Below are 15,816 nucleotides of genomic sequence, written 5' to 3'. Positions count from 1 at the left end.
TAATATGAAAAATATAAAAATATTAATAACATCATTAATAATTACATCTTCTATTTTCATTACTTCTTGTAGTGAAGACTTTTTAAACACTGAACCATCCCAATCTGTAGATGAATCTTTGGTTTTATCTACTGCTGATGGATTAATGTCAGCTATAAATGGAATGCATAGAAATATGTATTACAGACAAAATTCTTCTCAAGGACAAAATGGTTATACATCTCAGATGATTATCGCAGATGTTATGGCTGAGGATGTTGTTTTTCCTTCTACTGGTAATAGTTGGTTTGTCAGCCAATTACGTTGGTTAGATGCTGCAAATGTTAATGCTTCTTCTGTAGCTTATGCATGGGATTTTTGGTATTCTATGAACAAAAATGCAAACAAAATCATAGTAAAAGGAGCTAATGCTACTGGAGATAGCGATACAAAGGAAAGAGCATTTGGAGAAGCTTATGCATATAAAGCTTTTGGTTATTTTCAATTAGTACAATTATATGCAAAACGCTATGTTAAAGGAGGTGATAATTCTAATTTAGGAATTGTATTAAGAGATGATTCTGAAGATAATGCCCCTAAAGAAAGAGCTACAGTTGAAGAAGTTTACCAAGAAATATGGAAAAATCTAAATAAAGCAGAAGAATTATTAGAAGGAAAAAAAGTCATCAATAATTCTCACTTTTCTATAAACAACGTTTATGGATTAAAAGCTAGAGTAGCATTAGTACAACAAGATTATGAAAATGCTTCAAAATATGCTGTATTAGCCAGAGAAAATCATTCTTTAATGGACGAAAGAACTTATAAATCTGGATTCAATGATTATACAAACGATGAATGGATGTGGGGTATAAATATTGTGTCTGATCAATCAGATTATTTCGGAAACTTCATGGCTTATATGTCTCGTAATTACAATTCAACGAATATCCGTCAGAACCCTAAAGCTTTCAACTCAGCATTATATGCTAAATTAGCAGATACTGATGTTAGAAAACAATTAGTAGACCCAACTGGAAAACACACAGATTTAGATTTACCATCTAATTATTCTAAATTTCCTTATACTTCTCAAAAATTCTTATCTATTTCTACTGGAGATAGTCGTGGAGATGTTGTTTTCATGAGAGCAGCTGAGATGTATTTGATTGAAGCTGAAGCTAAATATTTATCTGGTGACGAAGCAGGATCTAAATCTATTTTAACTGAATTAGCTCAAAAAAGAGATAGTTCATTTACTGGATTCACAACTACTGGAAGTGCATACTTAGAAGATATATATATTCAACGTCGTGCTGAATTATGGGGAGAAGGATTCCGTTGGTTTGATTTAAAACGTTTAGGTAAAAAACTTGATAGAACAGGTGCTAACCATAATTCTACTGTTACCAATGGAGTAATGACAATTGAATCAACTGATAATAGATGGCAATGGTTAATCCCACAATCAGAAATTAACTCAAATCCATTGATTGTTCAAAACCCTTCATAATCATATTATAATTTATAAAATATCCTCATTTTTATTTTATAACATGAGCAAGGTTTCCTATTATGGAAACCTTGTTTTTTTATCTTATCATTTTAAAATTCATTATTCTATAGAAATATCTTAACTTTACACTTCGAAAAAATTAAAAAAAGATATACAAATAATATTATGAATCCATTGATTGAAGAATTGACTTGGAGAGGACTGGTACACAACATCATGCCAGGAACAGAAGAACAATTAAATAAAGAAATAACTTCTGGTTATGTAGGATTTGATCCTACAGCAGATTCTCTTCATGTAGGAAGTTTAGTTCCTATTTTCTTATTGGTTCATTTACAAAGACACGGTCATCGTCCTATCGCATTGGTTGGTGGAGCTACTGGTTTTATTGGTGATCCAACTGGAAAAGCTGCTGAAAGAAGTTTATTAGACGTTGAAACATTAAATAAATATGTTGCTGGTATAAAAGCACAATTATCTCGTTTTTTAGATTTTGATACTAACAATGGAAATTCTGCAGTTTTAGTTAACAACTATGATTGGATGAAAGATTTTTCATTCATTGACTTTGCTCGTAATGTAGGGAAACACATAACTGTAAACTATATGATGGCTAAAGATTCTGTAAAATCTAGACTTTCTTCTGAATCTAATGTAGGAATGTCTTTTACTGAATTTACTTACCAACTAATTCAAGGTTACGATTATTTACATTTATATAAAGAATTAGGCGCTAAATTACAAATGGGTGGTTCTGATCAGTGGGGAAATATAACAACAGGAACTGAACTTATTCGCCGTACAGCCCAAGGAGAAGCTTTTGCTTTTACTTGTCCATTAACTACAAAAGCAGATGGAACTAAATTTGGTAAATCTGAAGGTGGAGAAAATATTTGGCTAGACAAAAAAAGAACTTCTCCTTACAAATTTTATCAATTTTGGTTGAATCAAGCCGATGCTGATGCTGAAAGATACATTAAGATATATACTTTCTTAGATAAAGAAACTATTGATGACTTAATAGAACGTCATCGTCAAGAACCTCATCTACGCGAATTACAACGTAAATTAGCTACTGAAATTACAATTTTAGTTCATGGTGTTGACGAATTACGCAAAGCTGAAAAAGCTTCTCAAGTTTTATTTGGAAAATCTACTTCTGAAGATTTAAAAGAATTAGATGGAGATACTTTTTTATCTGTTTTTGAAGGTGTTCCACAAGCAACTGTTGCAAAAGAAGAAATAGAAAACGGACTTGATATTGTTGCTACTTTAGCAGAAAAAACAGGTTTCTTAAAATCAAATTCTGAAGCTCGTCGTGAATTAAAAGCTAACTCTATTTCTGTTAATAAAGAGAAAATTGGAGAAGATTTTGTTTTGACAACTGACAATTTGATTGCTGACAAATATGTTTTATTACAAAAAGGGAAAAAGAATTATTTTATTTTAATAGTAGAATAAATTCATTCTGAATAATATATTCAAAAGCCTGTATTCTATAGAATACAGGCTTTTTTATAAAATTACTTTCTTGCAATAGCGATTGAAGTGAAAATCCTTTTTCCTTAGAAAAAGATTGTAACAAAAAGCGCGCACCGAAGGAATTGGCTAAAAAAAGCAAGCTAAAAAGCTTGCTTTAATCTATTTATAACCTGAGTTAAATTTTACTAAGGAATTGCTATTCCAGGATAATTTGCTGGATATACTTTTCTTAATGTTGAATTGTATTTTGTATTGATTGCATCTACAAACATATTTGCTACAATTGCATATCCATTACCTGTTAAGTGGATCCCATCTAAAGAAAAGGCACCTCCAGAAATATAGGTAGTTGTATATGTTTGTCCATAATACTTTATTCCAGTAGATGAACTTAATTTTTGCATTTCTGAATAAGTATCAACTAACGCTATATTATAAGCAGTAGCTAACTCAGCAATTGCTGCATTGTATTTTAAGACAGCTGCTTCTGCCTTTGCTGTTTCTTTTTGAGTTAGAACATATTTATCTACCATTGGATAACTAACTCCTACAACTGATAATTTAGCAGCTTGTTCTTGTGACAAACCTGCTGCGATTAAATTACTTAATCTCGTTTCATCAACTTTACCAATAACTGAAGAAGATGATAATACCAATAAGTCATTTTTTGTTGCTTGCCTTACTTGACCATAAGTCATACCATATAAAGTAGCCGTTGCTAAACCTAATTGAGGTGTAAGCGCTGCTGTAATTTGAGCAGAAAGATCTGTTAAATCTTTATCTTTTATCACAACTGCGCTTGCAGCTGTTTTAGAAAAAGATATTTTTCTATCAGAAGCCCCTAATGCATCAAATACTTTATTTAAACCTTCATAAGTTGAATTTAATTCATCGATTAAAGGTCCAAAACTCGGATTAGCTGGAGATAATGGTGCATATGGGACAGTAGTGAAATATGGAACAGAACTTACTGAAGGTATATTTGCGATTACACCTTTAGCACCTATTGCTGTTAAAGCTTTCAATTCTTCATTAATAGAAGCCTTTACTACATTAACATTAGAAATGTCAGAACTTCCATAAGTACTAGGAACCAAATTATTTGTTTCATTATGATCAACTCCAACTCCACCACTAGTAGCATAACCTAATACGTCATTATTCCCTATCCATAAAGAAAAGAAGGTTGGCTTTTGAGCAACTGCATCTTCTATAACAGACGTTGTAGCATTAGAAGCAAAACGAACAAAATAAGGATTTGCTGTAGCTGGACTTGTTAATAATCCTGCTTGATCTCCATAATTTGGAGCAATTAAATGATATGATTTAGCACCTGGAACACCCATATTTTGATATGGACCTTGAGAAGATACATTATCTAGAGCCACTAAAGCTTCTGTAGCAACTGGGCTTAATGATCCATTAACTATTTTTAATTCTAATTTACCTGGAAAGCCTGGCAGATTTGTAAACCCACCTACATTGTTTGGCATATAAGGAATTTTAAAATCTCCACCTCCAGCAGCTTTCATCAAGCCAGCTAATATATTAGGATAAGAATTTTCTTGACCTGATTGATACAATGCATTATCTCTATATCCTGAAGTTAATGAGTTTCCTAAGGCAATATATTTTGAAAAATCAGCTTCTCCTGCAGTAACTTGAATATCCTCTATTGGATGGTCAAAATCATCATTACAACTAAAGGTTGTTACCGTTAATGCTGCTAATAAAATTTTATTTAAATGTTTCATTTTTTTGTATTATTTAAGGTTATAAGATACTCCAACACCGAAATTAATTGCTCTTAACTTAACATCTCCTTGGAAATTTTGTTCAATGTTATTAATATGTCTTTCTTCTCCCTTAACATAAGAACTGAACAAATCAACATTAAACCCTGAATTAAATCTAAATCCTACCCCTGCTGAAAATGAATTTAGATTAGCACTAGGCGTTTCTGATGACCAATAAGCAGAAGGAACTGGTGATTGATCATGATAATAACCTAAACGTCCTACAATAAAATTACTAAATGTATATTCAGCACCGAAGCGAATTATCGTATTATCTTTCCAGCTTTTTTGCGATGAAGAAGTATAAAAAGTATTTGAAGCATCATTATATAAATTTATATCTAAACTTTTATAACGAGTCCAATTCTGCCATACTACATCACCAAATAATTCTAATTGTGGTAAAACTTTATAAGAAACTCCAAATGTGAATTCTGACGGTAGAGGTAATACAGTATTCCACTTATCAGTATTAAATGGAACATTAGAAGCTATCCCTGAAGGCAAATTACTCCAAGTTACATCTCCTTTATTTGCTTTCGCATCTACATTAGAACGGTAAGCTAAACCTATACCTAATTTATCTGTAGGCTTAAACATTGCTCCAAAATTAAATCCTAATCCATGTGCATTTTTATCCTCTAGTTTTAATTTTATATCATTACCCGCAACAGTTTGAACCTTCTCTAATTTAGCAGTTCCATGTGTGTATATAAAACCTACACCAATACTAAACCAATCTGTAAATTTATAAGCTACAGTCGGTTGAATATTAAATGCTTTTAAATCTATATGAGTAATATTAGATTTATTTTGCCAATCATCTGGCCATGTAACTGAACTTCCAAATGGAGTTGTAACACTAACACCAATAGCCAAATCATCTAAAGGTTTATAACTAACTGCAAGGTACATTGGTGTTCCTAATTTACTATCTGTTTTAGCTTTTTGCATTGTTGTTGCATCTTGCCATTTAACGTCTGTTTGCACACCAAAACCACCTACTGCAATACTCAGTTTACTTTTAACAAAAGCTAAACCAGCTGGATTATAAAATGCCACTGAAGCATCATGTGTTTGTGTAGCAGAAGTCCCTCCTAAAGCTGCTTGACGAACACCTTGTAAAGCTACTCGGTAACCTCCTGCAAAAGCCGAAGACGCAAGACCGAATAAAGCCATGGTTAAAATTATTTTTCTCATATTTTGGTACGTTTTAATTTTATCATTTAAACAAAAATAACATTATTTATTACAATGTTATGTTAACGTTTATATTTTTTTTAACTAACTATTATTGAATGCAAAAAATACAAAAAATATTAGTGTAAAAAAAACACTATAAATTTCATTTTTTTAATTCTTCTGCTATTATATATGCTTCAGACCAACATGCCTGAAAATTAAATCCTCCTGTAATAGCATCAATATTCAACACTTCACCTGCTAAATATAAATTTGGAGAATTTTTTGCAACCATTCTATTGAAGTCAATCTCCTTAAGATCAACACCTCCAGCTGTTACAAATTCGTCTTTAAATGTACTTTTCCCATTAATTTGAAATTTACCTTCTGTTAATTCACTAGAAATAAAATTGATTTGTTTTTTAGAAAGATCTGCATAAACCATTTTTTCAGTTATATTACAGTAATTAAGTATACTCAACCAAAATCTTTTAGGAAAACTAAATGGATTATTTTTATGAATATTCTTTTTTGCATCATCTATTTTTTTCTTAGTCAAGAAATCAATAGTTTCTTCTTTAGATTGGTTAATAAAATTAATTTCAGTTTCAAACTTATAATTACATTCATTCAATTTTAGTGCACCCCAAGCAGACAACCTAAGAATAGCTGGCCCACTAAATCCCCAGTGAGTAATAAGTAAAGGTCCTTCTGTATTTAATTTTTGTTGATTAATTTTTACTGTTACATCATCAAAAGAAATTCCCATTAACCCTTCTATTCTAGAATCTTTACAATTAAAAGTAAATAAAGATGGAACAGGATTTACTATTTTTAAACCTAAATTCTTTAAACTCTTCCAAAATTTAGGAGTACTACCAGTTGTAACAATTACTGATTCAAAAAAATGTTTTCCTGATTTTGTAACTAATTCGTATCCGCTCTCTATTTTATTAATCTCCTGTACACCGTCTGAAAAATTAAGTTGAACTTTATTTTTTTCTACAGCATCTGTCAAAGCATTTATTATAGAAAGTGAAGAATCACTTGTAGGAAAAATTCTATTATCATCTTCTATTTTTAGCTCTACTCCTCTTTCAGAAAACCAAGCCATTGTATCTCCAGGTTGAAAAGTATAGAAAACGCTTAACAACTCTTTTTTACCTCTTGGATAATATTCTACCAAGTCTAAAGGATCAAAACAAGCATGTGTTACATTACATCTTCCACCTCCAGAAATACGAACTTTTTGTAAAGGCAAATTAGCTTGTTCAAACAAAACTGTTTGTTCTCCTAACTTTTTACCTAGATTAGCAGCAACAAAATATCCTGCTGCTCCTCCTCCTACAATTGCTATTTTTTTCACAATGCAAAGTTAGAATTTTATTTTAACTTAATTTTTAGTTAATTTACAATAAGTTATATTAAAAAAGACATCTATAAATATAGATGTCTTTTCTAATGACTTTAAGTTTTTTTATTTTATAAATTCTACATCATCAATGTTAATTCTTATTCTGTTGTTTGTAGATCTCATATAAGATTCGTTAACTAACTTAACAACCACTTTATCATCTGGAGAAGAATTAATTGGTATTTCAAATAAATTCATTTTCCCTTTTTCACCTATTTTGTATCCAACAGATTTCCAAGAAGAACCAGAATTTGTAGAAATAAAAATTTCTATTTTAATTTCTTTTTCAGAATCTGACCCTTCATCAAAATCAGTTCCTCCAAAATAAAACTTCAAAGTCTTTAAACCCTTTATAAAAAATTTTGACTGAATATAACCTTCTGTACTAGATGATCCCCTAAGACGTACAGAACCAGAACCAGAACTCTTTAAGTCTTTTGTTTCTGTTGCTGCAAAAACACCTCCATCGCTTATTGTCCATACACCAGTAGATAAAGTAATATCATTCATTGCATAACTTGTTTTTCTTGCTGATTCAAAATTTTCTAAAGAACCAATAATCTCATCCAAATCTTCTTGATAACTATCAAATCGAGGATTATTAAAAATAACATCATTAGTATCTCGAATAAAGGCCTGAAAAGAAGTATTATACCTACCTAAAACAAAAGTAATAGCCCCACTTCCTGTAGGCAAAGTTTCTGTATACCATTTTGAATAACCTGAATTTCTTAAATCCAATACATTACCTAGTTTATCTTCTAAAACTCGATTAACTGTTGTATTAGCAACTCCATAAGTTTTATCAGTATCTGGATTTTTAAATTGAACATCATCAACTGTAATCAATGTATTAATCAATGCAGGATTTAATAAATCTTGTAAATTATAAATTTTCTTTGGTATAATCGTACGAATTGGATCACAAGATTTTATCAAATACTTTTTAACATCTGTAGATGCAATACGGGAAACACTTACCCCATCTGAATTTGGAGTACCAATTTTATAAACTCCTTTATCAAAATTGACAAATAATCCTTTTAAATTAACTTGAACTTTTGATCCTAAAGGATAACTTGTATATAAATCTGATTTATCTATTTCTATTTGAATACCAGCTGTTGGATTTTCAGGAGAATCTTGTAAAGAAATAGTTTTAAAAAAGTTTCCTGTTTCATCACTTGAAACTACATAAGCATGAACAAATAAATCTTCTGCGATTGTTTTATCATCATTTAATGCTATAGAGCCTTTATCTACCTTATCTATTAATTCAGATAGAATTATATTTGGTGTAGATAACTCTGAACAAGCTGCAGAAAATTCATTTATACGAGGTTGAGTAAAATTTACATCATCAGTATCTCGAATAAAAAGCTGATACTCTGAACTATTTCCCGAACTGTAGTATGAAACCAAAACTGTTATCTCTCCACTATTTGTTGGTAATTTATCATCCTTAAAGCTTGCATATTTACTAACCCTCAAATTTACCTGATCACCAGTCGCATCAACCAAAGCAACGTTACTAGTTGTTGATGTAGCTCCTGTAGGATAATATGTAATTGATGTTTCTGGAGATTTAAATTGTACATTCTTTATTTTTATTAAAGTATTTATGTTTTCTTGAGTTAAAGCCTCTTCAATATAATTAACTTCTTTTGGTTTTAATTCTACAATTGCATCACATGTCTTTATTAACTTTTTTTCTCGTACATCTTTCGGAATTCGATCTAAATCATAAGATGTAGCATCTACTCCCTCTAATTTAGTTCCTATTTTCACTACACCTCTATCTAAAGCAACTTTCAAATCTTTCAAATGAACTTGAATAGTACTTCCTATAGGATAAAACCCATATAATGGTCTTTCTCCCAACTCTATTTGTATTCCAGCTGTAGCTCCTTCAGATTTATCTTGAAAAGAAATACTGTTACTAATATTACCTGATTCATCACTTACATTAACAATACCTTCAACCACTAAATCTTCTGATACAAATCCTTTATCATCTGTTTTTAAAGATCCTGAATTCACAAGAGCTATTAACTCTTTTATTGTAGTTGTAGCTGTTACTTTTTGAGGACAAGCTAAAGAAGGAACAGAATAATCATCATCCTTAACACAAGATTGAATGACAAACAAACTAAAACTTAAAACAGTTGCTATTATTAATTTATGTATTGTATTCATAGTAATTATTATTGGTTATTAATTAAAATCTGAAATAAATATTAGCGAAATAAGTAGCTCCCATTCCATACCATAATTTAGGTCCAAAAGTTTTTTGATAATTAGAATCTATTGCATTTGAATATTTACCTGTTCTCATTTGCTCAAATCCACTTGTAACATATTTGCGGTTATTTAGTACATTATTTACACTACCAGATATTCCTGCAGAGTATTTACCAATACGAAAAGTTTTTCCTAAATTAAGATTCAACATAAATTGATCTTTTGTTTTACCTTGCTTTAGAATCTCTTTCAATCCTTCTTCAGTAACTCCTGCTAAAGGAAAGCCATTATCATCTTTTATAAATCTATCTGTTCTTCTATAAGCAGCTATATCTATGTAATTATTCATTAAATAATTTCCTGAAATACCAAACCACCAAAACTTAGGATCACGATATTCAGCACCAAGAGAAAATCCAGTTTGTGAACCTCCTCCTAGTTTATAATTTTTAATATAAGCTATACCAAGATTTTTATAGGCAATTCCTTCATTTTTTGCATATTCATCAGAATATAAATTATAATCAGCATTATCTTTATAAATATATTGTCCTATAGAAGCAACTGCTGATATTGTTAAAACTGGAATCACTTGAGTTTCTATAGCAAATTCTCCACCTATATATTCTTTACCAACTCCTGTTAAGATTTCTGAAACAAATATTTGATCATTTGTACCATCTATATATCCAAAAGATTTTTTTATTTCATCTTTTGTTCTAGTGTAAAAACCTGTTGCTCTTGCTTTAATCCTTGGAGCTCTGAGTACATAAGATAAATCACTAGAAAAAAGTTTCGCGCTTTTCACGCCATCTACAGTTACATCATTTACACGAGCATTTGGAAAAATTTCATCAGATGTAGGAGCATTTGTTTGATACATTATGTTGGCTTGAACAAAATTTCGTCCATCAATTTTTAGCAAAAAATTTGACTTTATTCCGAAATCTAAGAAATCATATGTTTTACTTCTACCATATGAATCATTTTCATAAATACCATTTTTGTACTTACCATTTCTATAAAATTTTGTCATAGCTGCTTTCATTCCTATCGTAACATCAAGCAACTTCCCTTTTATTTTCGATTCAGCATATAAATCAGCATAATCTCTATTAATCTCATAATTATAAGCATATCGGTCACCTTTATACGATTTCATATCAGGATTATTCAAATCTATTGAATGTCTATTAAAGGAATCTTCTCCTTTAACATAATCTCCACCTAACAAATCATCTACTCGACGAAATAATTCTGATTTAGTTTTTTGATACGAAGCTGCAAAAATCAGATCTATATAAGGATTTAACTCTGTACTAAAGTTTGTATAAGCCGAATACGTTTTATCTTTATTTACATCACTACCTATCCAAAATGCTGAATAACCATCTTTAACTCCTTTATTATAATCATATAATGAATTCCAATTTATTTGCGAAGCCGAACCATTCAACCATTCTTCTGTATTATTAGCTTGAGAAGGTAAATTTTTATAATATAATGGTGATGGGTTATAAGCATTATACCAATCTAATTTTGAACTACTATCTTTCCCAAATTGATAAGATAGGGTTGTTACTAATTTTGTCTTATTATTTATATTCCAATGATGAGTAAGCATATTCATTGGTTCAAATGTTTTTCTTATACGTTCATTACGCTTTTCTCCATCTTGCCATCCCCAATATGCATTGTAATAAATACCTTTTAAATCAACTATTTCTTGTGTATTTGCCGATCCCACTGCTCTACGAGTAGGAGCTCCAAAACTTGTAAAATTTAAAGTATGTTTTTCATTAATTTTTTTCTCTATTCCTATAAAATAAGAATACGCATCATAATATGTTCCTTTGATAATACTTTCATCAGCCCAACGTTTACTAGCTGAAAACATAAATGCCCAACCATTTTCCATTAAACCTGTATTATAAGTAAACATAATACGATTTTTATAAGAACGATTCGTACTTGAATAAGCTAAACTAGATCCTTTTCTCATTGTGGATGGTCTAGTATCAAAATTTGTAACTCCTCCCAAACTACCAAAAGCATAACTTGAAGGTTCAATTCCATAAGTCAATTCATCTGGACGTCTTGTAACATCATTTAAACCTCCCCAATTATTAAAAGTTGCACGTCCATTATCAATTTTATTCATTCTAACACCATTAAAATGAACATCTGTATACTTATTATCTAATCCTCTTTGTCTGAACCAATATGATCCTAATTCATAAGCTGATACTCTGGCAAAAACATCTCTAGAAGATTGTAAAATTCCAGAATTTGAAGCTGTAGAACTTTCATCATCTGATAATTCATCATCTGAGAGTGTTATAATTCCTATCTCTGCTGTATTTGGATTAAAAGTTAAACTAATATCTCCTAAATCAATTTCTTTTCCATTTGTGACTGTAATATCTTTTTCAAATAAATCATATCCAACTCCAAAAACTTGCAATTTATATTCTCCTTCAGGGATATCTACAAACTGAAAATAACCAATACGATCTGTTATTACAGCTTCATTTACAAGACCTCCATTAAGACGAACAGTTAGATTATAAATTTCTTCTCCAGTACTTCCATTTTTTACAACTCCGTTAATTTTTACCTGTGCATGAATAACTACTACAGTAGTTATAAATAATGAAAGACTTAACAACAATTTGTTCATTCAAAACGAATTTTTATTTATAAATTAGCTATCTCTTAAAACAAGAAATCAAAAATAACAAATTCATAATTAATAATATATGACAAATATTAATAAATTTTTAACTTATTTTATGATTTTATTCGTTTTTGTAAATTATAGTGCAAAAGCTCAGAATAAATATAAAAGCGCAACAATTGCCTTTTATAATGTTGAAAATTTATTTGACACCATAAAATCTGTTGGTTACATTAATGGAAATCTTCCATTTAACAATCCTAATTATCATATTCAAATAGCAGAAAAAGATATTGATAACTACGAACATCAAGAATTCAAACAAGCTTATACATATGAAAACATTAAGGGTAAAAAAATAATTAGACCATTAGTTTTACAAGAGGAGTTTCTTCCAAATGGAAATAAAAGATGGAATTCTGAAAAATATTTTCAAAAAGTTAATAATATATCAAATGTAATTAGTGAACTTGGTCGCGATATTACTGGTGATGCTCCTGCAATTGTTGGAATATGTGAAATAGAAACAAAAGAAGTATTAGAAGATATTGCAAATTCAAAAGCTTTAAAAAAATATGGATATGATGTAGTACATTTCAATTCATTCGATGCGAGAGGTGTAGACACAGGTTTATTATATCAAAAATCACGTTTTAAAGTTTTAAATGCTCTACCACATCCTATTTATATTTATGATACAAATGGGCAAAGAAAATACACAAGAGATATCTTACAGGTAACAGGATTACTAGATGGTGAAGAAATAACTTTTTTAGTTAACCACTGGCCTTCTAGAAGTGGAGGTGAAAAAACATCTCAACCTTTTCGACTAGAAGCAGCCAAAGTAATGTTAGGTATTTTTGAAGATATAAAAGCTAAAAACCCAGAAGCTAAAATAATTGCAATGGGAGATTTTAATGATGACCCTACATCTGCTAGTATAAAAAATACTTTTAACCCAATTGGAGAAATTAAAAATATAACAAAAAATAGTTATTACGATCCCATGATTCCTTTATTCAAAAAAGGTATAGGAACACTTTCTTACAGAGATGCATGGAATTTATTTGATCAATTTATTTCAACTTCATCATTAACAACGAAAGACAAAGATTACTCATCTTATAAAATTTATAAAACAGAAGTTTACAATAGAGATTATCTAAAAGCAACAGAAGGTGCTTACAAAGGAGCTCCTAATCGTATGTGGAGTGGAGATACATATAGAGCTAATGGGTATTCTGATCATTTCCCTGTTTATACAATTTTATTAAAAGATTTAAAATAACATGAATAAGTTACAAGAAGTATTAGATAAAAAGACAAATAATCTTATTACAATTTATACAACAGCAGGATTTCCTAATTTAGAGGATACCCCTATTATTTTAAGAGAATTAGATAAAAATAATGTAGATATTATTGAAGTTGGAATACCTTATTCCGATCCTTTGGCTGACGGTCCTACAATCCAAGAAACAAGTGAAAAGGCTTTAAAGAACGGAATGACACTTGATATTTTATTTGAACAATTAAACTCTATAAAAAATGAAATTTCCACTCCTGTTGTTTTAATGGGTTACTACAATCAAGTAATGACTTTTGGTTTAGAAAAATTTTTACAAAATTGTGAGTCAAATGGAATTTCAGGTCTTATTCTACCTGATATGCCTTATGATATTTACTTAGAAAAACATAAAGGTTTATTTGAAAAATACAATCAAAAAGTAACATTCCTAATCACTCCTTTAACAAGTGAAAAACGAATTAAAGAGATAAATGATGCTACAACAGGATTTATATATATAGTTTCTAGTTCTGCAACTACAGGATCTACAACATCTAATTTTAATGAGAATTTTTTAACAAAAATTAAAAACACAGGACTTACAAAACCTCATCAAATAGGATTTGGAATTTCTACTAAAAGTGATGTTGAAAAGGCTTGGAAATTTGCTAATGGGGCAATTATTGGAAGTGCTTTCTTAAGAATTTTAGAAAAAGCAGAAGGAGATTATTCAAATTATATAAAAAATTATATTGATTCTATTAACTAATCAGTAAATACCTACTCTTTTTTATAATGCCTCTAATTGAACAATGATTAATTAGAGGCATTATCAATTTTTGATAGCTAATCTATTTATAATCATTTAAAATTTTTGGTTTAAAAATTGAAGTATATAAGGTTAGATTAACATTATTTATGAAAAATAGAATCATCTGCTTTTTAACACTTGCTCTTTCATCATTAATATCTGGAATATTAATTTCCAAGATGTCATTTGTTGGTAAAATTGGAATATCCATTATACATACAGAATATATACTTTTAAAAACTTGGTGGAAAACAGCTTTGTTATTTTTTATTATTCAAGCTTTTCTACATATTATTTTAAGTTTATGGCAATTTAGAAATTCTGAAACCAAAGCTAGATTTATTTTACCTACATTATTTTTTGCTCTAGGAATCTTAGGATTATATTATACTTACTATGATTTTACTGAAACATCTCACCGATTATTAAAAATAAGTTTTCATTCAGGATTTTATTTATTTTGGGCAACTTGGCTCCTTAATTGTGTATCTTTTTTTGTAATGTTTTGGAAAATAGATAAAACAGAAAATTTATAAATAAAAAAAGCTCATCATAATTGATGAGCTTTTTGTGACCGAGACAGGATTCAAACCTGTAACCTCTTGAGCCGTAATCAAGTGCGCTATTCAGTTGCGCCACTCGGCCATTTGAAATAAAAAACTATTGTTCTTATTTTGGATTGCAAATATATGAACTATTTTTAAATTTCAAAATAGTTTTTAAAAAATTTATAAATATTTTTTTACTTCGTCTAAATGCGTAATTGTAGCAATTCCTTCTTGTGAAAAATTATCATCTAAACGATCAAAGAAAATTGATGACATTCCAAATTCTTTTGCTCCAAGGGCATCAGCAATCCAATCGTCTCCAATATAAATAGACTCTTCTACATTTGCTTTTGCTTTTTGGATAGCTAATGTATAAATACGAGGATCTGGTTTTAATATTTTTATTTCATCAGCATAAGTTACGGTATCAAAATATCCATTCAAATCAGAAGTTTCTATCTTTCTTTTAGATACTTCTATAAATCCATTTGTAATAATATGTAATTTATATTTTGGTTTTAAATATTCTAATAACTCCATTGCCCCGTCTACAACCTCATTATAATTTGTGATTGTTTCCATGTACTCATCTTCAAAGATTGCCGCAAGCTCATCATTATTAATCCCTAAATTATCAAAAGCCTCTTTGAATCGACGAGCTCTTAATTCTTCTTTTGTAATTTTTTTATCACGAATTAATGCCCATAAACCTTCGTTACTATCATGATAATAAGGATGAAACTGATCGAATGTAAAGTTATACTTTTTCTCTACATCGTACTTTATATATAATTTTTCTAAAGCTAATTTTGCATTTTTTCTGAAATCCCAAAGTGTATTGTCTAAGTCGAAAAAAACGTGTTTTATTGTGTTCATAAATGC

At 29.6% G+C, this 15,816-nt stretch carries 11 protein-coding genes and 1 tRNA gene; 5 read left to right on the top strand and 7 right to left on the bottom strand.

Going from position 1 to position 15,816, the window contains the following annotated elements:
- Positions 1–4: 4 nt before the first annotated feature.
- Both RT575_RS12395 and tyrS read left to right on the top strand, forming a co-directional pair.
- On the top strand, positions 5–1,492 hold the full coding sequence (locus tag RT575_RS12395) for a RagB/SusD family nutrient uptake outer membrane protein (protein WP_313581259.1): 1,488 nt from the start codon (positions 5–7) through the stop codon (positions 1,490–1,492).
- A 168-nt stretch (positions 1,493–1,660) separates the two neighbouring features.
- A complete protein-coding gene (gene tyrS, locus RT575_RS12390) occupies positions 1,661–2,956 on the top strand; it encodes a tyrosine--tRNA ligase (RefSeq protein ID WP_313385092.1) in 1,296 nt (431 codons plus the stop codon).
- A 206-nt stretch (positions 2,957–3,162) separates the two neighbouring features.
- On the opposite strand, the gene RT575_RS12385 is transcribed toward tyrS, so the two are convergent.
- From RT575_RS12385 to RT575_RS12365, 5 genes are all read right to left on the bottom strand, one after another.
- The gene (locus RT575_RS12385) at positions 3,163–4,731 is read right to left on the bottom strand and encodes a G-D-S-L family lipolytic protein (protein ID WP_313581257.1); all 1,569 of its coding nucleotides are present in this window, start codon (positions 4,729–4,731) and stop codon (positions 3,163–3,165) included.
- A gap of 9 nt (positions 4,732–4,740) precedes the next feature.
- Positions 4,741–5,973: an outer membrane protein transport protein gene (locus RT575_RS12380; protein WP_313385090.1), complete on the bottom strand. Its 1,233-nt coding sequence runs from the start codon at positions 5,971–5,973 to the stop codon at positions 4,741–4,743.
- Between the two features lie 145 nt (positions 5,974–6,118).
- Positions 6,119–7,321: an NAD(P)/FAD-dependent oxidoreductase gene (locus tag RT575_RS12375; protein ID WP_313581255.1), complete on the bottom strand. Its 1,203-nt coding sequence runs from the start codon at positions 7,319–7,321 to the stop codon at positions 6,119–6,121.
- A 111-nt stretch (positions 7,322–7,432) separates the two neighbouring features.
- Complete coding sequence (locus tag RT575_RS12370; RefSeq protein ID WP_313581253.1) at positions 7,433–9,565, bottom strand: DUF5689 domain-containing protein; 2,133 nt, start codon at positions 9,563–9,565, stop codon at positions 7,433–7,435.
- Between the two features lie 22 nt (positions 9,566–9,587).
- Entirely contained in the window at positions 9,588–12,290 is a 2,703-nt protein-coding gene (locus RT575_RS12365; RefSeq protein ID WP_313581251.1) for a carboxypeptidase regulatory-like domain-containing protein, read from the bottom strand.
- 79 nt (positions 12,291–12,369) lie between these two features.
- On the opposite strand from RT575_RS12365, the gene RT575_RS12360 reads away from it, so the two are divergent.
- The 3 genes from RT575_RS12360 (at position 12,370) to RT575_RS12350 (ending at position 14,922) form a co-directional block, all read left to right on the top strand.
- Entirely contained in the window at positions 12,370–13,575 is a 1,206-nt protein-coding gene (locus RT575_RS12360) for an endonuclease (protein WP_313385086.1), read from the top strand.
- Between the two features lies 1 nt (position 13,576).
- Positions 13,577–14,344: a tryptophan synthase subunit alpha gene (gene trpA, locus RT575_RS12355; RefSeq protein WP_313581249.1), complete on the top strand. Its 768-nt coding sequence runs from the start codon at positions 13,577–13,579 to the stop codon at positions 14,342–14,344.
- Positions 14,345–14,493: 149 nt separating this feature from the next.
- Positions 14,494–14,922 carry a hypothetical protein gene (locus RT575_RS12350; protein ID WP_313385084.1) on the top strand — a complete coding sequence of 143 codons (429 nt, stop codon included), beginning with the start codon at positions 14,494–14,496 and terminating at the stop codon, positions 14,920–14,922.
- Positions 14,923–14,957: 35 nt separating this feature from the next.
- Here the strand turns inward: RT575_RS12350 and RT575_RS12345 are convergent.
- A tRNA-Arg gene (locus tag RT575_RS12345) sits at positions 14,958–15,031 on the bottom strand.
- Between the two features lie 83 nt (positions 15,032–15,114).
- The gene (locus RT575_RS12340; RefSeq protein WP_313581247.1) at positions 15,115–15,810 is read right to left on the bottom strand and encodes a YjjG family noncanonical pyrimidine nucleotidase; all 696 of its coding nucleotides are present in this window, start codon (positions 15,808–15,810) and stop codon (positions 15,115–15,117) included.
- Positions 15,811–15,816: the final 6 nt, after the last annotated feature.

Origin of the sequence: Chishuiella sp. (assembly GCF_032109125.1) — a bacterium.
In the GTDB taxonomy this organism is placed as follows: Bacteria; Bacteroidota; Bacteroidia; order Flavobacteriales; family Weeksellaceae; genus Empedobacter.
This window is presented reverse-complemented; position numbering and strand designations above follow the sequence as displayed.

Coding starts and splice junctions, on each gene's coding strand:
- RT575_RS12395 (WP_313581259.1), top strand. CDS start 5: ATGAAAAATATAAAAATATTAATAACATCATTAATAATTACATCTTCT.
- tyrS (WP_313385092.1), top strand. CDS start 1,661: ATGAATCCATTGATTGAAGAATTGACTTGGAGAGGACTGGTACACAAC.
- RT575_RS12385 (WP_313581257.1), bottom strand. CDS start 4,731: ATGAAACATTTAAATAAAATTTTATTAGCAGCATTAACGGTAACAACC.
- RT575_RS12380 (WP_313385090.1), bottom strand. CDS start 5,973: ATGAGAAAAATAATTTTAACCATGGCTTTATTCGGTCTTGCGTCTTCG.
- RT575_RS12370 (WP_313581253.1), bottom strand. CDS start 9,565: ATGAATACAATACATAAATTAATAATAGCAACTGTTTTAAGTTTTAGT.
- RT575_RS12365 (WP_313581251.1), bottom strand. CDS start 12,290: ATGAACAAATTGTTGTTAAGTCTTTCATTATTTATAACTACTGTAGTA.
- RT575_RS12360 (WP_313385086.1), top strand. CDS start 12,370: ATGACAAATATTAATAAATTTTTAACTTATTTTATGATTTTATTCGTT.
- trpA (WP_313581249.1), top strand. CDS start 13,577: ATGAATAAGTTACAAGAAGTATTAGATAAAAAGACAAATAATCTTATT.
- RT575_RS12350 (WP_313385084.1), top strand. CDS start 14,494: ATGAAAAATAGAATCATCTGCTTTTTAACACTTGCTCTTTCATCATTA.
- RT575_RS12340 (WP_313581247.1), bottom strand. CDS start 15,810: ATGAACACAATAAAACACGTTTTTTTCGACTTAGACAATACACTTTGG.